Here is an 18,288-nt window from a genome sequence, read left to right as displayed (position 1 = left end):
GGGTTCAGAAGAGCGCCCTTGCGGCTTGGGCCGACAGAGCTGCCAGAACCGGAATAGCGAGATAGCCAAGTGGCGAGACAGCCGCGGCCATAATTCCGCCGGTCCAGCTCAAGACCAGGTCGTCGGACGGCGCAATCACATCTACCGGTTCGTCAAAATACATGACCTTGACAACCTTCAGATAGTAGAACGCTCCGATTACCGAAGCGGAAATCCCGATGACGGCGAGCGGAAGTAGGTTTGCAGCCACAGCGGCCTGAAACACTACCAGCTTGCCCCAGAACCCGAACAGCGGAGGTATACCCGCCAGACTGAACATGAAGATAGCGAAGACGGCAGCCAAAGCGGGGCGGGTTTTCGAGAGGCCGGCGATATCGCCAAATGTTTCCCGATACGACCCGTCATGCGCCTTCAACTGCATTAGCGCGATAAAGCTACCCAGCGTCATGGCGACATAAATCGCAAGGTAGACAAGCATGGCAGCAACACCTTGCTCCGTCCCGGCGGCGAGGCCGATGAGGATGAAGCCGATATTGTTGATAGAGCTATAGGCCAGCAGACGTTTCAAATTCTGCTGTCCAATCGCGCCTACGGCACCGATGATGATCGACATCAGAGCCACGACGATGACAATTTGCTGCCATACAATCACTTCGTTTCCGAATGCCTCAATTACCACACGGATCAACAACGCCGTCGCTGCAACCTTCGGGGCGCTCGCAAAAAAAGCGGTTACCGGTGTCGGCGCACCTTCGTAAACGTCCGGCGTCCACATATGGAATGGCGCAGCGCTGATCTTGAAGGCAAGGCCCGAAAGAACGAACACGACGCCGAAGATCATTCCAAGACCGACGTCACCATTCAAAGCAACACCAATGGCGCTAAAACTGGTTGAGCCGGTAAAGCCGTACAGCAATGACATGCCGAACAGCAGAATGCCGCTCGCCAACGCGCCCAGTACGAAATACTTCAAACCGGCTTCGGCAGAACGCCCGTCATAACGCGCAAAACTCGCCAAGACATAAGCCGCCAAACTGTTAAGTTCGAGCCCGATATAAAGCGTCACCAGATCCGTCGCTGAAACCATGATACTCATGCCAATGGCAGCAAGCAGGATCAGCACGGGATATTCCGCCCGCATAGCCCCCATCTTTTCCAGAAATCGCGGTGCGATCATCAATGAAATGGCGGCGGCAAAGTAGATCAAAATCTTCGCATAATTTCCGAATGCGTCATTCCCGATCAAGCCATCAAATGCTGTGGCATCGGTTTGCGTGCATAGGGAGTGCACTACATAAGCACCGGAGCCGACCAATGCGGCAACCGCCAAGATGCTTGCCAACCTACCTGCTTCACTCCGCCAGGCAGAAAGAAGCAGCAAAACCAGCGCAGAAAAGCTGAGAATAACCTCGGGACGAACGAGGAAAAGTGAAGCATTAAGGTCCATTAGTGCTGGCTCCCCTCAGCCTTGTTCTTTTCTTCGCCATGGCCCCTGACCCGATATTTCGCGGTCGTGGGATCATTGGCCTTTAATTTGCTGTCCCCTGCGGGTGCAGCCCGTTCAATCCGCTCTACGATGGTCGCCACATCGCGGCGTATGGGGCCGAGGAAGCTTTCGGGATAGACCCCCATCCACAACACCGCCGCCGCTATTGGCGCGAGCAGCCAGATTTCACGGCCGTCAATGTCGGGCATTGCCGCCGCATCAGCATTTTTCTGCTCGCCAAAGGCAATACGACGATAGAGGTAGAGCATATAGCCCGCGCCCAAAATGATGCCGGTGGTTGCGATCAAAGTAGCCCAGGTCGACACCTTATAGGCACCCGCCAGCGACAGGAATTCGCCCACAAAACCGCTGGTTCCGGGAAGCCCGACGCTGGCCATCGTAAAGAACATGAAGAGCAGCGCATATTTGGGCATATTGATGCTCAACCCACCATAACGATTGATTTCGCGTGTATGCAGCCGGTCGTAAATCACGCCGACACACAGGAACAGCGCGCCCGAGACCAGACCATGGCTCAACATAACGATAATCGCGCCTTCAATACCTTGCTGGTTAAAGGTGAAGAGACCGACGGTCACAATCGCCATATGGGCAACCGACGAATAGGCGATCAGCTTCTTCATATCATTCTGCACCAGTGCAACCAAAGAGGTGTATACAACGGCGATCATCGAAAGGCCGAAAACCAGCGGAATGAAGTCGGCACTGGCTTCTGGAAACATCGGCAGCGAGAAACGCAGGAAGCCATAGCCGCCCATTTTCAGCAAAACGCCCGCCAGAATGACCGAACCGGCGGTCGGTGCCTGAACGTGGGCATCCGGCAACCATGTATGGACAGGCCACATCGGCATCTTGACAGCAAAGCTCGCAAAGAACGCCAGCCACAGCCATTTCTGTGCCTCGACCGGGAAGTCGGTATTCAGCAGCGTCGGGATGTCTGCTGTTCCAGCAGTCTGGATCATCCACAACATTGCGATCAACATCACGACCGACCCGAGAAGCGTATATAGGAAGAATTTATATGAAGCATAAATACGCTCTGCCCCGCCCCAGATGCCGATAATCAGATACATCGGGATCAGACCGGCTTCGAAGAAGATGTAGAAAAGCAGCAGATCCTGGGCGGCAAACACGCCGATCATCAAAGTTTCCATAAGGAGGAACGCGGCCATATACTCGCCAACACGGCTCTGAATAGCGCGCCAGCTAGCCCCTATACAAATCGGCATCAGAAACACCGAAAGCATGATGAGCATCAACGAAATACCATCAATACCGAGCTTCCAACCTATGGGGCCAAATAATTGCTCGTTTTCGACAAACTGCCACTGCGCGCCCGCCGGATCATAGCTGACCCACAACCACACACCCAAAACAAGATTAAGCAATGTCGCGAAAAGGGCCAGCAGGCGGGCGGTTTCGGCGCGCGCGAACAAACAGGCGATTGCGGCCACCATCGGGATGGCCAGCATGATCGAAAGAATTGGGAGTGCTGCGGCGTTCATTATGCTTTCACCATCATCCAGCTTACCGCCGCGACAAGTCCCAGAAGCATGACCAGTGCATAGGTGTAAAGATATCCCGACTGCATCCGCACAGCCATCCGACTGCTGAAGTTCACCAACGCGGCTGAACCGTTGGGACCATATCTATCAATGATGCCAATGTCCCCCTGCTGCCAGAAAAGGCGGCCAAGCCAGAAGGCCGGACGGACGAAGATCAGGTTATAAAGCTCGTCAAAATACCATTTATTGAGGAAGAAACGGTAGAGCGGAGCGAACATGGTTGCGACCTTCTGCGGTGCATCGTCAGAGCGCTGGTACATCAGATACGCAACGGCAAGACCGGTCAGCATCGCCACAGTTGACGACAGTTTCACCCACAACGGCACCTCATGCATCGCGTGCATCAAATGCTCGTTGAAATAGAGCGTGCTATTGGCCCAGAATCCCTTGCCTGTCTCCGCCTCGATGAAGCCGCCATGGAACAGGAAGCCTGCAATTACCGCGCCGAGGGTCAACACTCCAAGCGGGATCAGCATCGACAACGGACTTTCATGCGGATGGTAGCCGCCTGTAGAATCTGAGGCGGTCTCTGGCGTCTTGTGGACGCTGTGCTGGATGTGCTCGCTCTGTATCCAGCGCGGCTTTCCGAAGAAGGTCAGGAACATCAGCCGCCAGCTATAGAAGCTGGTCAGCAATGCCGCGATGACCCCGATAGCAAAGCCATACATGTGATAGGTCGATCCGCTTGCAAAGGCAGCTTCGATAATGGCATCCTTCGAATAGAAACCTGCAAATCCGCCCACGCCGACAATGCCCACACCGGTAATGGCGAGCGTTCCTGCCATCATCGCCCAGAAAGTCAGCGGGATATGTTTCCGCAAACCGCCATAATAGCGCATATCCTGTTCATGGTGCATCGCATGGATCACCGATCCTGCGCCAAGGAACAACAACGCCTTGAAGAAAGCGTGGGTAAACAGATGGAACATTGCGGCACCATAGGCACCGGTTCCAGCGGCGAAGAACATATAGCCGAGCTGTGAGCAGGTCGAATAGGCGATGACGCGCTTGATATCGGTCTGGACCAGACCGACGGTGGCGGCAAAGATCGCGGTCGTTGCACCAATAATTGTGACGACATTCAACGCAAACTGGCTTGTTTCAAACAGCGGCGACAAACGGCAGACCATGAACACACCAGCGGTCACCATCGTTGCCGCGTGGATCAGCGCCGACACTGGTGTCGGGCCCTCCATCGCGTCGGGAAGCCATGTGTGCAGCCCCAACTGTGCCGATTTACCCATCGCGCCGATGAACAGCAAGACGCAGAGCAAGCTCATCGTATCCACGCGGTAGCCGAGGAAACCGATGCTCGATCCTACTTTGTCCGGCGCAGCGGCAAGGATATCAGGGATCGAAACCGTACCGAACAGCCAGAAAACACCAAAAATGCCTAGCATGAAGCCCAAATCACCGACGCGGTTGACGACAAATGCCTTGATCGCGGCCGCATTGGCGCTGGGCTTTTTGTACCAGAAACCGATCAGCAGATAGGACGCAAGCCCCACGCCTTCCCAACCAAAGAACATCTGCACGAGATTGTTCGCTGTCACCAGCATCAACATGGCGAAGGTAAACAGCGACAGATAGGCGAAGAAGCGTGGCTGATCGGGATCTTCCTCCATATAGCCCCAGCTATATAGATGGACGAGCGCAGATACGGTGGTGATGACCACCAGCATGACCGCCGTCAGCGCGTCGACGCGCAATTCCCAGTCAAAAGCAAGCGCGCCCGACTGGACCCAGGTCATTACGGGCTCGACATAAGCCTTTTCAGTGCCTGTCAGGAAGCCGATGAAAATTGGCCAACTGAGAAGACAGGCGGTAAACAGACCAGCGGTCGTGATCGTCTTGGCCGCAACCGTACCGATGAAACGCTGGCCAAGGCCGGCGATCAGCGCTGCCAGCAGCGGCAGGAAAACGATGATATGTATCGAAGTCACTGGATGTTCACCCCTTCATCCGATTGACATCGTCGACGGCAATCGTGCCGCGACCACGGAAATAGATAACCAAAATGGCAAGCCCGATTGCCGCCTCACTGGCGGCAACAGTCAGCACGAACATCGCAAAAATCTGACCGGTCAAATCGCCTAAGAAAGCGCTGAAGGCCACAAGGTTGATGTTCACGGCGAGCAGGATCAGCTCGATCGCCATCAAAATGATGATGACATTTTTGCGGTTCAGGAAAATGCCCAGCACGCCCATCACGAACAGGATGGAGCTGACCACGAGATAATGTTCGATCCCAATCACTGGCCCAGCCCCAATTTCCCAAAACCGTCATGCTGAACTTGTTTCAGCATCTTAATTTTCGACGGCACAGCGATAGTAAGACCCTGAACCAAGTTCAGGGTGACAGTTTTGGCGTTGTAAGCATGACGTATCACAGTTCGACCCCCTGCCCGACCGGCTGATTCACATTGCGCGTCGCATCCTGTGGACGGCGCATATTCTGGCTGTTGATATTCTGGCCCTTTGTGCCGTGACTACGGCGGTGGGTCAGAACAATCGCGCCCACCATGGCAACGAGCAGGATCAAACCGGCGCTTTCGAACAGGAAGATATATTTGCTGTAGAGCAGGTTCCCTATCGCCTCGATATTCGGCACGCTGTTGGACACCGTTGCCGGTCCAGCCTCTGGAATGCCAAGCTTGACCGCGCCTGCGCGATAGGCACCGATGCCAAGAATGAGCTCGGCTACCAATATCACCGCCAGCAAGAGCCCGAGCGGTACATTTTTGACGAAACCGGCCCGCAATTCGGTAAAATCTATGTCGAGCATCATCACGACAAAGAGGAACAGCACCGCCACCGCGCCAACATAGACAATGACGAGCAGCATCGCGATAAATTCCGCACCGATCAGGACCATCAGGCCCGCCGCGTTAAAAAAGGCAACGATCAGCCACAGCACGCTGTGCACCGGATTGCGCGCAAATATCACCATCGCGGCGGACGCGATGAGGATACTGGCGAAGAGGTAAAATGAGATGACCTGAATCACAATCCGCGCCCCTTATCGATAGGCCGCATCGGCGGCAAGGTTCGCAGCAATCGCGCGTTCCCATTTGTCGCCGTTGGCGAGCAGCTTGTTCTTGTCATAGAGAAGCTCCTCACGCGTTTCGGTGGCATATTCAAAATTCGGCCCTTCAACGATGGCATCGACAGGGCAGGCTTCCTGACAGAAACCGCAATAGATGCACTTCGTCATATCAATGTCGTAGCGCGTAGTCCGGCGGCTGCCGTCTTCGCGAGGTTCGGCCTCGATGGTGATTGCTTGCGCCGGACACACCGCCTCGCACAGCTTGCATGCGATGCAGCGTTCTTCGCCATTGGGATAACGCCGCAGCGCATGTTCGCCCCGGAAACGCGGCGACAGCGGGTTCTTTTCAAACGGATAGTTCACCGTCGCCTTGGGCTTGAAGAAATATTGCAAGGTCAGCCAATGCGCCTTGACGAATTCCCACAGGGTGAAGGACTTTATGAGATGGGCAATGGTGGTCATGCAAAATGTCCCGTGTACATGAGGTATCCGCTCACCAGAAATACCCAGAAGAGCGATATCGGCAGGAATATCTTCCAGCCCAGACGCATCAACTGGTCATAGCGGTAACGCGGCACGGTGGATTTTACCCAGGCGAAGATGAAGAACATCACGAGGATTTTGGTAAAGAACCATATGATGCCCGGCACCATATAGAGCGGTGCCCAATCGACCGGTGGCAGCCATCCGCCCCAGAAAAGGATCGCGTTCAGCGCGCACATCAGTAGCACATTGGCATATTCACCAAGCCAGAAGAGTGCGAAGGCCATCGACGAATATTCGGTCTGGTACCCGGCAACCAGTTCGCTTTCCGCTTCAGTCAAATCGAATGGCGCACGTGCTGTTTCGGCCATAGCGCTGATCAGGAACATCACAGATATCGGGAACAGCAGCGGGTTAAGCGCAAAAGCGTTGATAAAGCCCAGCACATGGCCCTTTTGCGCCTCAATAATGCCGCCCATGTTGAACGTGCCAGCCCACAGGACGACGCAGATCAGGATGAAACCGATGGACACTTCATAGGAAATCATCTGTGCCGCTGCGCGCATCGCGGAATAGAAAGGATATTTGGAGTTGGATGCCCAACCCGAAATCACGACGCCGTAGACGCCGAGACTGCTGATCGCGAGGATGTAGAGCAGGCCGACATTGATATCGGCAAGCACGACGCCATCGGCAAAGGGTATGACCGCCCACGCCATCAACGCCACGGTAAAGGTAATGATCGGCGCGATCAGGAACAGGCCACGGTTCGACGCGCTTGGGATGATTGTTTCCTGAAGGAACACCTTCAAGCCGTCGGCAAAAGATTGCAAAACGCCGAAAGGACCCACAACGTTCGGACCACGGCGCAGCGCAAAAGCCGCCCATAATTTCCGTTCCGCATAAATGATCATCGCAACCGCCAGCATGAGCGGTAACGCGATTAGCAAAATTCCGGCAATGGTGGCGGTAAACCACGCACCTTCATAGGACATGCCGAGGGATTGGAAGAATGAGGTCACTTCACTTCCCCCAATGCGTCATGCTGAACTTGTTTCAGCATCTTAGTTATTGATGTCGCAGCAGTAAGACCCTGAAACAAGTTCAGGGTGACAGTGTGCGTCGTGGCGCGCTGTGCTCTCATTCCGCTGCCTCCAGAAACTCTTCACCATGCACCAGTTCGGCCGAGCAGCGTTGCATCGTCTCCGACGCGCGGCAAATGGCGTTGGTGAGGTAAAAATCCTTGATCGGATAGTCGGCGATCTTGCCGCTGACCATCGCAGGCAGTTTGGGTTCGCTCCAGCCATAATTGGCCAGACCTTCTACGCCGAGAGCAGGAACGGCCTTCGCCATTTCTGCATGCAGCGCATCAAGACTATCGAATGGCAGACGCTTGCCGAGCACATCGGACAGCGCACGGAAAATCGCCCAATCTTCACGGGCATCTCCGGGCGGGAATATCGCACGTTCACCGCGCTGGACGCGACCTTCGAGGTTTACATAGGTACCGGATTTTTCGCTGTAAGCTGCACCCGGCAGGATCACATCGGCATGATGTGCGCCCTGATCGCCGTGATGGCCGACATAGACTTTGAACGTCTTGGCAAAGAGGCTGTAATCCACCTCATCCGCACCAAGGAAAAACGCCAGCTTCGGCTTTTTCTTCGCCAATGCCTTGATTCCGCCGTCATAGGCATAACCCAGCATCAGGCCACCCATGCGGGCCGCCGCGAAATGCAGGACGTTGAAACCGTTCCAGCCATCACGCACCAATTTATACTTTTTGGCAAAGGCCAATGCCGCGCCGTGGACGCCTTCGTAGCGGAGAGCGCCGCCGCCGACGATGATCGCGGGACGCTCAGCCGCCTTCAATGCATCCGCCAACGCCTTGGACGCTTTGGTCAAGGCCGAAAGATCGTCGCCCAGCCACTCGACCTTATAAGTCAGGTCGGTCACCGGACCGATCGCGAAAACCTTCGCACCCTTTTTGCGGACAGCCTTCTGCACACGGGTGTTTACCAACGCGGCTTCGCGACGCAGGTCGCTGCCCACGAGCAAAATGACATCGGCATTTTCGATGCCAGCGATGGTGGTATTGAAATTAACCGCGCTCAACGACGAGGTGTCATAGGCAAGACCGGTCTGGCGGCCTTCGAGCATCGCCGAACCGGCAAGCTCGCGCGCGGCGAACATGGTTTCGCAATCGACCTGGTCACCTGCAAGCACCGCGGCTTCGCCCGACCAATGTGCCTTCACAGCGTCAAATGCCTCGGCCCAGCTTACGGCGACCAGCTTGCCGTCCTTGCGGACATAAGGCTTGTCGAGGCGACGATGGGTCAAACCGTCGACGGCGTGACGGGTTTTATCCGACGCCCATTCTTCATTCACATCATCGTTGATCCGCGGCAAAGCGCGCAGCACGGCACGACCCCGGCTGTCGAGACGGATATTGGTGCCAACGGCATCCATAACGTCGATGCTCGGCGTCTTTTTGAGTTCCCACGGACGGGCCTCAAACGCATAAGGTTTCGACGTCAGCGCGCCCACGGGGCACAGGTCAACCACATTGCCGGACAATTCGCTGGTCACCGCACGTTCCAGATAGCTGGTGATCTGCATATTCTCGCCGCGACCGATTGCACCGATTTCTTCAATTCCTGCAACTTCTTCCGCAAAACGGACGCAGCGGGTGCACTGGATGCAGCGGGTCATCACCGTCTTGACGATAGGGCCCATATATTTCTCGGTCACCGCACGCTTATTCTCATCATAGCGCGAGGCGCCCCGGCCATAGGCCACGGACTGGTCCTGCAAATCGCATTCCCCGCCCTGATCGCAAATCGGGCAATCGAGCGGGTGGTTGATCAGGAGGAACTCCATCACCCCTTCCCGCGCCTTCTTCACCATCGGGCTGTCGGTCTTGATGATTTGCCCTTCGGTCGCAGGCAGTGCGCAACTTGCCTGCGGCTTGGGTGGACCGGGAGCAACCTCCACCAGACACATACGGCAATTGCCCGCAATGGACAGCCGCTCATGATAGCAGAAACGCGGAATTTCCTTGCCCGCAAGCTCACATGCTTGCAGCACGGTGGCTCCAGCGGGGACTTCGATTTCGAGGCCGTCTACAGTGACTTTAGGCATGGACCGAACCTTTTACTTTACCGTCATGCTGAACTTGTTTCAGCATCCATCGTGAAGCACGTCCGGAGCTAGAAAGGCTAAATAGACCCTGAAACAAGTTCAGGGTGACGGTGGTGGCTGAGTTATGCGTCACTCCGCCGCCTCCAACATCGCGCCGCGTTCCGCAATCCGTCGCTCCATCTCGGGGCGGAAATGCTTGATGAGGCCCTGAATCGGCCACGCCGCTGCATCGCCAAGCGCGCAGATGGTGTGGCCTTCGACCTGTTTGGTGACTTCATACAGCATGTCGATCTCGGATGCCGCGGCATCGCCGGTACGCATGCGTTCCATCACACGCCACATCCAGCCTGTTCCTTCACGGCACGGCGTGCATTGGCCGCAGCTTTCATGCTTGTAGAAATACGATAACCGCGAAATGGCGCGGACGATGTCGGTGGACTTGTCCATTACGATGACCGCGGCAGTGCCAAGACCGGAGCCGACTTCCTTGCAGCCGTCGAAATCCATCGGCACGTCCATCATCATGGCGGCGGGAACCAAAGGAACCGACGATCCGCCGGGGATCACTGCGAGCAGATTGTCCCACCCGCCGCGCACACCGCCGCAATGCTTTTCAATCAACTCGCGGAACGGAATGCTCATCGACTCTTCGACGACGCAGGGCTTTTCGACATGGCCCGAGATCTGGAACAGCTTCGTGCCATGGTTGTTTTCACGGCCAAAGCTTTTGAACCACGCAGCGCCGCGCCGCAGGATGGTCGGAACCACCGCGATGCTCTCCACATTGTTCACAGTCGTCGGGCAGCCATAAAGGCCGGCGCCTGCCGGGAAAGGCGGTTTCAGGCGCGGTTGGCCTTTTTTGCCTTCCAGACTTTCGATCATCGCGGTTTCTTCACCGCAAATATATGCGCCTGCGCCGCGATGGACGAAGACGTCGAAATCATAGCCCGATTTGGCAGCATTCTTGCCGAGCAGGCCAGCGGCATACGCCTCGGCCACAGCCTTTTCGAGGACCTTGGCTTCGAAAATATATTCGCCGCGAATGTAGATATAGGCGGCCCGGGCGCGCATGGCGAAACCAGCAATCAGCGCACCTTCGATCAGCTTGTGCGGATCATGACGGATGATTTCGCGGTCCTTGCACGAACCGGGCTCAGATTCATCGGCGTTGATGACGAGAAAGTTGGGACGTTCGGGTGTCGGAGCCTTGGGCATGAAGCTCCACTTCATCCCCGTCGGGAACCCTGCCCCGCCGCGTCCGCGCAAACCGGAAGCTTTCACTTCCTCGATAATCGCATCCTGCCCGACTTTCATCAAAGCGGCAGTCTTGTCCCAATCTCCACGCTTTTGCGCAGCTTTCAGGCCGAAATCCTGATAGCCATAGAGGTTGGTGAAAATACGGTCTTTATCCTGGAGCATCAACCCAATCCTCCCAGCATGAACCAGGCACCGCCTGCGATGATCAGACCGATTACCGCGAGCTTAATGATGCCGGTCAGCAATTTCCAAGCGACGAATGCGGCGACCAGAACGCCGATGAGGGGAAGCCATTCCATTAGTTTAGCTCCCACTTCAAAAACCCGTCATGCTGAACTTGTTTCAGCATCTTAGTTTTCAACGTCCTGAAGTAGGACCCTGAACCAAGTTCAGGGTGACGGTGGGTAGAGTGTAAAAGTTGATTCACTTCCACTCCCCCCGATAATCATGATTCTTGTCGACCATCGCCTTCAATGTCGTCGGCCCGCCATAGGGTTCCACCGTATGCCGTCCGGGCAATTGCGTGCCAATCTTGGGCTGCTTACCATCGGCCAGATCCCCAAGGATCGCGGTCATGCTGTCATAATCGAGATCTTCGAAATTATCATCGTTGATCTGGACCATCGGTGCGGAGGAACAGTTGCCCATGCACTCGACTTCGGTCAGCGTGAACAAACCGTCCGGCGTGGTCGCACCTTTGACAAGACCGCGGTTTTTGCACGCCGCCATGATATCGTCCGATCCACGCAGCATGCACGGGGTCGTTCCGCACACCTGCACATGATAACGGCCAACGGGCGCAAGGTTGTACATGGTGTAGAAGGTCGCAACCTCATAGGCGCGCATATAGGGCATGCCGAGATATTGGGCGACATATTCGATGACCGGAACCGGCAGCCAGCCCTGCGTCTTCGTCTCTTCTCCAACCTGCCGCTGGGCAAGGTCGAGCAGCGCCATCACCGCTGATTGCTGACGACCAGCGGGGTAGCGGCCGATATAGATGTCGGCTTTCTTCTTATATTCGGGCGAGAAAGCAAAATTGCCCCACTTTGCGCGGGTTTCTGCTTCGTCAGGGATATGTGCTGCGTCAGCCATGTCGTTCCTTACGTCCCCAAATTCGTCCGGCGTAAGCGCCAAAGGCCATGGCCGCCCCGGTCGAACCGAGTTCTTTCACATTTACGTGGCTATGAAACAGCCAGAGATAGGTCGCCACCAGTGCAAACGACCCCAATAGGGCAGCCGCCATGAACAGGACTTCTCTCAAAATCACCGGTCACACTCCCCGAACACAATGTCGAGCGCGCCTAAAATAGCGGTCGTGTCCGCCAGCATGTGGCCGCGCGACATGAAGTCCATGGCCTGCAAATGCGAGAAGGCTGTCGGGCGGATTTTGCAGCGATAGGGTTTGTTGGTGCCATCCGACACCAGATAGACGCCAAACTCGCCCTTTGGGCTTTCGGTAGCGACATAGACGCTGCCTGCCGGAACCTTGAAGCCTTCGGTGTACAGTTTGAAATGGTGGATCAACGCTTCCATGCTCTGCTTCATTTCGGCGCGCTTGGGCGGGACGATCTTGCGGTCGTCGCTGCACACAGGGCCTTCGGGCATTTGGCTAAGGCATTGTTTCATGATGCGGATCGACTGGCGCACTTCCTCGACGCGGACCATGAAGCGGTCGTAGCAATCGCCTCGCGTGCCGACGGGAATGTCGAAATCCATCTTGGCATAAACGTCATAAGGCTGACTTTTGCGGATATCCCAGGGGATGCCCGCCGCGCGGATCATCGGGCCGGAAAAGCCCCATTTGATCGAGTCTTCACGACTGACGATAGCAATATCGACGTTGCGCTGTTTGAAAATGCGGTTGTCGACAACAAGCTTCATCGCGTCTTCAAACAGGCGCGGCAGACGGTCGTCGAGCCATTCGCCAATATCGGTCAACAGCTTCAGCGGCACATCCTGATGCACGCCGCCGGGACGGAACCATGCGGTGTGCATCCGCGCACCGCTGGCGCGTTCAAAAAAGCCCATGCAATCTTCGCGCGCTTCGTAAAGCCACAGACCCGGCGTCATCGCGCCCACGTCGAGCGCATGGTGCGCGATGTTGAGCAGATGGTTCGAAATGCGGGTCATTTCCGCAAAGAACACACGCAAATATTGCGCGCGCAACGGCACTTCGAGGTTCAGCAGCTTCTCGATCGCCAGTACATAGCTATGTTCCATCGCCAAGGGCGACGCATAATCGAGCCGGTCGAAATAGGGTAGCGCCTGCAAATAGGTCTTATATTCGATCAGCTTTTCGGTGCCGCGATGCAGCAGGCCGATATGGGGGTCGAGCCGCTCGACAATTTCACCATCCAACTCCATGACCAGACGCAACACGCCGTGCGCTGCTGGATGCTGCGGACCGAAGTTAATCGTGTAGTTTTCGATGACCTCATCACCGGTGGTGGGGGCCAGATCCTGTTGAAGGTTCATTCTTTCACCGCCTTCGGTTTCCGCACCGTGCGCTTTTTAGCTTCCACATTGGCCGCCGCTCCGGCGCCGGTCTGCGATGGCTTATCCGTCGTTTTGGGATCATTCACCTGCGGCGGCGTGCCACGCGGCGGTTCGTTTGATTTGATCACCTTCTCATCACCGGGCAGCACATAGTCCGCACCTTCCCATGGCGAGAGGAAGTCGAAGCTGCGGAAATCCTGTGCCAGCTGCACCGGCTCATATTTTACGCGCTTTTCTTCTTCGGAATAACGCAACTCTACATAGCCGGTCAGCGGGAAATCCTTGCGCTGCGGATGGCCGGTGAAGCCATAGTCGGTCAGGATACGGCGGAGATCCTCATTGCCAGAGAACAGCACGCCATACATATCGAACACTTCACGTTCCAACCAGCCAGCGACAGGCCAGATGCCGGTCACCGATGGAACAGCGACATCTTCGCTGGTCGTCACATGGACGCGGATGCGGTGGTTTTTGGTGAGGCTCAGCAGGAAATAGACGATCTCAAAACGCGGATCGCGGTCGGGCCAATCGACCCCCGCAATTTCCATGAGTTGTTGATATCCGCATTCATCGCGCAGTTGGGTGAGGACGCCCACCAGAGCATCCCGCTTCACATGCAGCGCGAGTTCGCCATTGGCCTCATCCACGCTGACGAGGTCTTTGCCCAGCAGCTTCTTGATCGCGGCAACGGTGCCTTTCGGCTTTTCCATATGCGGAGCAGAATGGGTCACCGTTCGAGTGTCCCTACCCGGCGGATCTTCCGCTGCAGCTGCATGATACCATAAAGCAGCGCTTCCGCTGTCGGAGGGCATCCGGGTACGTAGATGTCTACCGGAACAATCCGGTCGCAACCGCGCACGACACTATAGCTATAATGATAATAGCCGCCGCCATTGGCACAGCTGCCCATGGAAATGACATATTTGGGTTCCGACATCTGGTCGTAGACCTTGCGTAACGCCGGCGCCATTTTGTTGCACAGCGTGCCGGCAACAATCATGACGTCGGACTGACGCGGGGATGCGCGCGGTGCGATACCGAAACGTTCAAAGTCATAACGCGGCATATAACCGTGGATCATCTCGACCGCACAGCAGGCCAGACCAAAAGTCATTGGCCACAACGAACCGGTCCGTGCCCAGTTAAACAGATCTTCCGTCGACGAAACGACAAAGCCTTTGTCGCTTACTTCGCTTTCAATATCGTTGAAGAAACCGGAATCAGGAACGGATGCGTCCGCCGGTGTCTGCGCGATTACTCCCATTCGAGGGCTCCCACTTTCCACGCATAAATAAAGCCTATGACCAGTTCGAACAGGAACAGCATCATGGTGCCCCAGCCCACCCAGCCCGTTTCACCCAAGCTGACGGCCCAAGGAAACAGGAACGCAGCTTCGAGATCGAAGATGATGAACAGGATGGCGACAAGGTAAAAACGGACATCAAACTGGCTGCGCGAATCTTCAAACGCAGGAAACCCGCACTCATATTCCGCAAGCTTTGCCTCGGTCGGCTGGTGCGATCCCGTTAACCGCGACACGCCCATAGGTAAAAACACAAACGCCGACGACAGGGCAAGCGCCACAAACAGAAATAATAAGATCGGCAGATATTGCGATAAATCAGTCATAACAGACTCGCTTTGGCCCCGTAAACGTGCCGCGCTTTTAGGCAGAAGAATCCCAGCCTGCAAGGCCTGCACTCCGCTTTTCAAGCCATTTTAGCGGTTTATTTCAAAGCACCTGCCAACAACTTGTGCAGCTTGCTGTGCAAAATGTCATTTGCGGCCAGAACCTGCGTGTCAGCGATGTGCGGACTGCGCCCCCGATAGTCGGTTACAAAGCCACCGGCTTCACGCACCAGCAGGCATCCCGCCGCTGTATCCCATGCCGAAAGCCCACTTTCCCAAAAGCCGTCGTAACGTCCGGCTGCAAGCCAGGCGAGGTCTAGGCTGGCGGCACCAAAACGACGGATGCCGGCGACTTGCGGACCTATGGCGGCAAATATCTTACCCCATTCTTCAAAGTCGCCATGCCCCTTATATGGGGTTCCAGTGGCGACCAGCGCTTCGTTCAATTGACGACGCGCCGACACCCGCATGCGGCGGTGCCCGAGCCAGGCGCCCTTGCCACGCTCCGCCCAAAAGCTTTCATCGGTAATCGGGTTGTATACCAACCCGGCGAAGATATCGCCCCATCCCGAACCGTCGGGTTTTGGGTCTTGCACAGCAATCGAAATCGCGAAATGCGGAATACCGTGTAGAAAGTTGCTTGTCCCGTCGAGCGGATCGACAATGAAGCGCGGCTTGCCATCGGCCCCCGCAATTTCGCCGCCTTCTTCCAAAAGAAAGCCCCAGTCAGGCCGGGCAATTTCCAGTTCGCGGAAAATAGTGTCTTCGGCGCGTTCATCGGCCTTGGATACAAAGTCAGCCGGCCCCTTTTGCGAAACCTGCAGATGCTCGATCTCACCGAAATCGCGACGCAATTTGCCACCCGCTTTGCGGGCTGCTTTTTCCATGATGGTCAAAAGACCGGTCAGTGCAGGCATCAGTCAGCCTTCCGGACATATTCCCGTTCGTAAACATCTACGACAATCCGCGTGCCTGCGCTGATGAACGGCGGCACCATGACGCGCACGCCGTTATCAAGGATGGCTGGCTTGTAACTGGACGAAGCTGTCTGCCCTTTAACGACCGCGTCGGCTTCAACAACGGTTGCTTCGATCTGGTCCGGCAAGGCCACGGAAAGCGCCTCTTCCTCATACATTTCCATAACGACATCCATCCCATCCTGCAGGAATGCAGCGGCATCGCCCAAAAGGTCGCTTGGTAGGGTCACCTGATCATAGGTTTCCTTGTCCATGAAAACGAGATTCTCGCCTTCGGCATAGAGGAACTGGAAATCTTTCTGGTCGAGACGAACCTTTTCGACACTTTCAGCCGAACGGAAACGGATGTTGTTCTTGCGGCCATCACGCAGGTTTTTGAGTTCGACCTGCATATAGGCCCCGCCCTTGCCCGGCTGGGTATGCGCGGTTTTTACCACACGCCACAGACCGTTTTCATATTCAAGGATGTTACCCGGCTTGATTTCAACCGCGTTGATTTTCATGGAACGAACTCGCTAACAAATGGAAAGAGCAGACACGCGCTGCGTGCCGTTGGTCGCGGCCTTTAACGGGCGCGACCGAATTAGGCAAGCAGGGCGTTAAACGCTTTTACCGCTTCGGCGGGACCTTGGGGATGATTCCACACCGCACCGGACACCGCCAGAAAATCGGCACCAGCCTCGACAAGCGGCTTTGCATTGTCCGGCGTGATTCCACCAATGGCGACACATGGGATTTCCGTCACCAGCGTCCATTTCTGCACGGTATCGAGTTCGGCGATATGCTTGACCTCTTTGGTGTTCGTCGGGAAAAATGCGCCAAAGGCGACATAATCCGCCCCGGCCTCGGCCGCTTCCATCGCCAGATGGCGGCTGTTGTGGCATGTCACCCCGATCTGGGCATCGCGGCCCAGTTGTTCACGGGCATCCCGCGCATCGCCGTCACCCTGCCCCAGATGAACGCCGTCGGCCTTCAGGCGTTTGGCAAGCGAAATGCTATCATTGACGATAAAAGCGACGTCATGCCGTGCACAGATTTCCTGCAACGGTGCCGCCAAGGCAGTTGCTTCATGCTGGTCAATGCCCTTGACCCGAAACTGGAACGCCGCAACGGGTCCAACGGCCAAGGCCTGTTCTAGTTTTTCAGGAAATGCCCCGCCAACGTCGAGCGGGGAAATGAGATATAGCTGGCATCCAATGTCGGTCATGCCGCGCCTTTAGCGGGGGTTTAGGCTGGCGGCAAATGTCTTACGCATAGCCGCCAGCCCCTCTCCAACCTCAGGTCGCCGAAGCGGAGGCAATCTCGTCAATCGCACCGCCAAGCGAGGCGTCGAATTCGGCGTCGGTCATCTGGTGACGCAGGTCCTCCAGCAACGCGCGCGAGAAGCTGGCTATGATACCCTGGTTCTTTGCCAATTCCACGCATGCTTCGGGGCGGGCAAATCCGCCGGACAGCGCCACCACACGCAGTACGCGCGGATGCTGGACCAGCGGATCGAACAGTCCGGCTTCGGCCGGGATTGAAAGCTTCAGCATGACCTTGTGGTCACCCGACACATTGTCGAGAGCCTTCAGGATTTCGTCGCGCAGGATCACGTCGCTTTGTGCCCGATCCGCACTCTTGATGTTCACTTCAGGTTCGATAATCGGCATCAGGCCTTGGCCCAAAATCTGTTCGGCAACTTCAAACTGCTGCTTCACAATTGCCGCGATTCCCGTGGGCGACGCGCTGTTGATGACCGAGCGCTTCTTGGTGCCGAACACGCCCTTTTCCCGCGCGCGGGCCAGCAAACTGTCGAGTTCCGGCATCGGTTTCATCATCTGAACCCCGTCGGCTTCGTCTTCCAGTCCCTTGTCGACTTTCAGAAAAGGAACGACGCCGCGTTCCCACAGTGCCGTTGGTACGGGCTTGCCGTCTGCTGTACCGTCCATGGTGCGTTCGAACAGGATCGCCCCAATCACCTTGCCGTTGGAAAAGCTGGGCGATGTGATGATGCGGGTCCGCATGTCGTGGATCAGGCAAAACATTTCCTCATCATTGCTATAGGCGTCCTCTTCAACGCCATAGCCACGCAACGCCTTGGGGGTCGAACCACCGCTCTGGTCGAGCGCGGCGATAAAGCCTGCGCCGCTGGCGATCTTGTCGAACATTTTCGGATCGTGCATTCTCAATTCCTAATCTTTC

General features: G+C 56.1%; 20 protein-coding genes. All 20 read right to left on the bottom strand.

Annotation, left to right across the window (positions count from 1 at the left end; translation table 11 throughout):
• Nucleotides 1–4: 4 nt before the first annotated feature.
• Nucleotides 5–1,447, bottom strand: a complete 1,443-nt coding sequence (gene nuoN / locus EUU23_RS03595; RefSeq protein ID WP_160352730.1) for an NADH-quinone oxidoreductase subunit NuoN — start codon at nucleotides 1,445–1,447, stop codon at nucleotides 5–7.
• A complete protein-coding gene (locus tag EUU23_RS03590; protein ID WP_160352729.1) occupies nucleotides 1,447–3,012 on the bottom strand; it encodes an NADH-quinone oxidoreductase subunit M in 1,566 nt (521 codons plus the stop codon). The genes nuoN and EUU23_RS03590 overlap by 1 nt, the downstream gene beginning before the upstream one ends.
• The gene (gene nuoL, locus EUU23_RS03585) at nucleotides 3,012–5,015 is read right to left on the bottom strand and encodes an NADH-quinone oxidoreductase subunit L (protein WP_160352728.1); all 2,004 of its coding nucleotides are present in this window, start codon (nucleotides 5,013–5,015) and stop codon (nucleotides 3,012–3,014) included. Before nuoL ends, EUU23_RS03590 begins: the two co-directional genes overlap by 1 nt.
• 7 nt (nucleotides 5,016–5,022) lie before the next feature.
• On the bottom strand, nucleotides 5,023–5,328 hold the full coding sequence (nuoK, locus tag EUU23_RS03580; protein WP_143775500.1) for an NADH-quinone oxidoreductase subunit NuoK: 306 nt from the start codon (nucleotides 5,326–5,328) through the stop codon (nucleotides 5,023–5,025).
• 130 nt (nucleotides 5,329–5,458) lie between these two features.
• A complete protein-coding gene (locus EUU23_RS03575) occupies nucleotides 5,459–6,079 on the bottom strand; it encodes an NADH-quinone oxidoreductase subunit J (RefSeq protein WP_160352727.1) in 621 nt (206 codons plus the stop codon).
• Between the two features lie 12 nt (nucleotides 6,080–6,091).
• Nucleotides 6,092–6,580, bottom strand: coding sequence for an NADH-quinone oxidoreductase subunit NuoI (gene nuoI, locus EUU23_RS03570; RefSeq protein ID WP_143775498.1), 489 nt, complete (start codon nucleotides 6,578–6,580; stop codon nucleotides 6,092–6,094).
• Nucleotides 6,577–7,623: an NADH-quinone oxidoreductase subunit NuoH gene (nuoH, locus tag EUU23_RS03565; protein WP_160352726.1), complete on the bottom strand. Its 1,047-nt coding sequence runs from the start codon at nucleotides 7,621–7,623 to the stop codon at nucleotides 6,577–6,579. The genes nuoI and nuoH overlap by 4 nt, the downstream gene beginning before the upstream one ends.
• Nucleotides 7,624–7,741: 118 nt before the next feature.
• Nucleotides 7,742–9,742, bottom strand: a complete 2,001-nt coding sequence (gene nuoG / locus EUU23_RS03560; protein WP_160352725.1) for an NADH-quinone oxidoreductase subunit NuoG — start codon at nucleotides 9,740–9,742, stop codon at nucleotides 7,742–7,744.
• A 129-nt stretch (nucleotides 9,743–9,871) separates the two neighbouring features.
• Nucleotides 9,872–11,161, bottom strand: a complete 1,290-nt coding sequence (gene nuoF / locus EUU23_RS03555) for an NADH-quinone oxidoreductase subunit NuoF (RefSeq protein WP_160352724.1) — start codon at nucleotides 11,159–11,161, stop codon at nucleotides 9,872–9,874.
• Complete coding sequence (locus EUU23_RS03550) at nucleotides 11,161–11,298, bottom strand: hypothetical protein (RefSeq protein ID WP_160352723.1); 138 nt, start codon at nucleotides 11,296–11,298, stop codon at nucleotides 11,161–11,163. Before EUU23_RS03550 ends, nuoF begins: the two co-directional genes overlap by 1 nt.
• A gap of 124 nt (nucleotides 11,299–11,422) precedes the next feature.
• Complete coding sequence (locus tag EUU23_RS03545) at nucleotides 11,423–12,094, bottom strand: complex I 24 kDa subunit family protein (protein WP_160352722.1); 672 nt, start codon at nucleotides 12,092–12,094, stop codon at nucleotides 11,423–11,425.
• Nucleotides 12,087–12,269: a hypothetical protein gene (locus EUU23_RS03540; RefSeq protein WP_160352721.1), complete on the bottom strand. Its 183-nt coding sequence runs from the start codon at nucleotides 12,267–12,269 to the stop codon at nucleotides 12,087–12,089. The genes EUU23_RS03545 and EUU23_RS03540 overlap by 8 nt, the downstream gene beginning before the upstream one ends.
• Complete coding sequence (locus tag EUU23_RS03535) at nucleotides 12,266–13,477, bottom strand: NADH-quinone oxidoreductase subunit D (RefSeq protein WP_160352720.1); 1,212 nt, start codon at nucleotides 13,475–13,477, stop codon at nucleotides 12,266–12,268. Before EUU23_RS03535 ends, EUU23_RS03540 begins: the two co-directional genes overlap by 4 nt.
• Complete coding sequence (locus EUU23_RS03530) at nucleotides 13,474–14,229, bottom strand: NADH-quinone oxidoreductase subunit C (protein WP_343032672.1); 756 nt, start codon at nucleotides 14,227–14,229, stop codon at nucleotides 13,474–13,476. Before EUU23_RS03530 ends, EUU23_RS03535 begins: the two co-directional genes overlap by 4 nt.
• Complete coding sequence (locus tag EUU23_RS03525; protein WP_160352719.1) at nucleotides 14,226–14,762, bottom strand: NuoB/complex I 20 kDa subunit family protein; 537 nt, start codon at nucleotides 14,760–14,762, stop codon at nucleotides 14,226–14,228. Before EUU23_RS03525 ends, EUU23_RS03530 begins: the two co-directional genes overlap by 4 nt.
• Complete coding sequence (gene ndhC / locus EUU23_RS03520) at nucleotides 14,753–15,127, bottom strand: NADH-quinone oxidoreductase subunit A (protein ID WP_158898634.1); 375 nt, start codon at nucleotides 15,125–15,127, stop codon at nucleotides 14,753–14,755. Before ndhC ends, EUU23_RS03525 begins: the two co-directional genes overlap by 10 nt.
• Before the next feature lie 98 nt (nucleotides 15,128–15,225).
• The gene (locus EUU23_RS03515; protein ID WP_160352718.1) at nucleotides 15,226–16,044 is read right to left on the bottom strand and encodes an inositol monophosphatase family protein; all 819 of its coding nucleotides are present in this window, start codon (nucleotides 16,042–16,044) and stop codon (nucleotides 15,226–15,228) included.
• Entirely contained in the window at nucleotides 16,044–16,607 is a 564-nt protein-coding gene (gene efp / locus EUU23_RS03510; RefSeq protein WP_160352717.1) for an elongation factor P, read from the bottom strand. Before efp ends, EUU23_RS03515 begins: the two co-directional genes overlap by 1 nt.
• A gap of 80 nt (nucleotides 16,608–16,687) precedes the next feature.
• The gene (thiE, locus tag EUU23_RS03505; RefSeq protein ID WP_160352716.1) at nucleotides 16,688–17,311 is read right to left on the bottom strand and encodes a thiamine phosphate synthase; all 624 of its coding nucleotides are present in this window, start codon (nucleotides 17,309–17,311) and stop codon (nucleotides 16,688–16,690) included.
• Between the two features lie 70 nt (nucleotides 17,312–17,381).
• Nucleotides 17,382–18,269: a fructose bisphosphate aldolase gene (locus tag EUU23_RS03500; RefSeq protein WP_160352715.1), complete on the bottom strand. Its 888-nt coding sequence runs from the start codon at nucleotides 18,267–18,269 to the stop codon at nucleotides 17,382–17,384.
• Nucleotides 18,270–18,288: the final 19 nt, after the last annotated feature.

It is taken from the genome of Sphingorhabdus profundilacus, assembly GCF_009769755.1.
Taxonomy (GTDB): domain Bacteria; phylum Pseudomonadota; class Alphaproteobacteria; order Sphingomonadales; family Sphingomonadaceae; genus Sphingorhabdus_B; species Sphingorhabdus_B profundilacus.
This window is presented reverse-complemented; position numbering and strand designations above follow the sequence as displayed.

Coding starts and splice junctions, on each gene's coding strand:
- ndhC (WP_158898634.1), bottom strand. CDS start 15,127: ATGACTGATTTATCGCAATATCTGCCGATCTTATTATTTCTGTTTGTG.
- EUU23_RS03550 (WP_160352723.1), bottom strand. CDS start 11,298: ATGGAATGGCTTCCCCTCATCGGCGTTCTGGTCGCCGCATTCGTCGCT.
- nuoG (WP_160352725.1), bottom strand. CDS start 9,742: ATGCCTAAAGTCACTGTAGACGGCCTCGAAATCGAAGTCCCCGCTGGA.
- thiE (WP_160352716.1), bottom strand. CDS start 17,311: ATGACCGACATTGGATGCCAGCTATATCTCATTTCCCCGCTCGACGTT.
- EUU23_RS03535 (WP_160352720.1), bottom strand. CDS start 13,477: ATGAACCTTCAACAGGATCTGGCCCCCACCACCGGTGATGAGGTCATC.
- EUU23_RS03590 (WP_160352729.1), bottom strand. CDS start 3,012: ATGAACGCCGCAGCACTCCCAATTCTTTCGATCATGCTGGCCATCCCG.
- nuoN (WP_160352730.1), bottom strand. CDS start 1,447: ATGGACCTTAATGCTTCACTTTTCCTCGTTCGTCCCGAGGTTATTCTC.
- EUU23_RS03515 (WP_160352718.1), bottom strand. CDS start 16,044: ATGCCTGCACTGACCGGTCTTTTGACCATCATGGAAAAAGCAGCCCGC.
- nuoI (WP_143775498.1), bottom strand. CDS start 6,580: ATGACCACCATTGCCCATCTCATAAAGTCCTTCACCCTGTGGGAATTC.
- nuoF (WP_160352724.1), bottom strand. CDS start 11,161: ATGCTCCAGGATAAAGACCGTATTTTCACCAACCTCTATGGCTATCAG.
- efp (WP_160352717.1), bottom strand. CDS start 16,607: ATGAAAATCAACGCGGTTGAAATCAAGCCGGGTAACATCCTTGAATAT.
- EUU23_RS03500 (WP_160352715.1), bottom strand. CDS start 18,269: ATGCACGATCCGAAAATGTTCGACAAGATCGCCAGCGGCGCAGGCTTT.
- EUU23_RS03525 (WP_160352719.1), bottom strand. CDS start 14,762: ATGGGAGTAATCGCGCAGACACCGGCGGACGCATCCGTTCCTGATTCC.
- EUU23_RS03545 (WP_160352722.1), bottom strand. CDS start 12,094: ATGGCTGACGCAGCACATATCCCTGACGAAGCAGAAACCCGCGCAAAG.